At 73.6% G+C, this 258-nt stretch carries 1 protein-coding gene; it reads left to right on the top strand.

Annotated features, from left to right (window positions below; translation table 11 throughout):
• On the top strand, positions 1-231 hold a 231-nt coding region (locus tag KVT14_RS20590; protein ID WP_217617315.1), incomplete at its 5' end, for a family 1 glycosylhydrolase.
• Between the last annotated feature and the right edge of the window lie 27 nt (positions 232-258).

Here is a 258-nt window from a genome sequence, read left to right as displayed (position 1 = left end):
GACTACACGCACGACGCGCTGGTGGGCGTGCCCGAGGCCATGGCCGACGGCATCGACGTGCGCGGGTACCTGCACTGGCCGGCGCTCGACAACTACGAGTGGGGGTCGTACGCGCCCACGTTCGGGCTCATCGCCTGGGACCGGGACACGTTCGAGCGCACCCCGAAGCCGAGCGCGCACTGGCTGGGCGAGGACGCCCGTACCGGGACGCTCACGCACCCGTCGCGCTGACGCGCGCAGGCGCCGGTGCGCCGAGAG

Source organism: Cellulomonas sp. GbtcB1 (assembly GCF_019091725.1).
GTDB lineage: Bacteria > Actinomycetota > Actinomycetes > Actinomycetales > Cellulomonadaceae > Cellulomonas.
The sequence above is the reverse complement of the archived record's forward strand: the minus strand, read 5'-3'. Positions and strand labels throughout refer to the sequence as shown.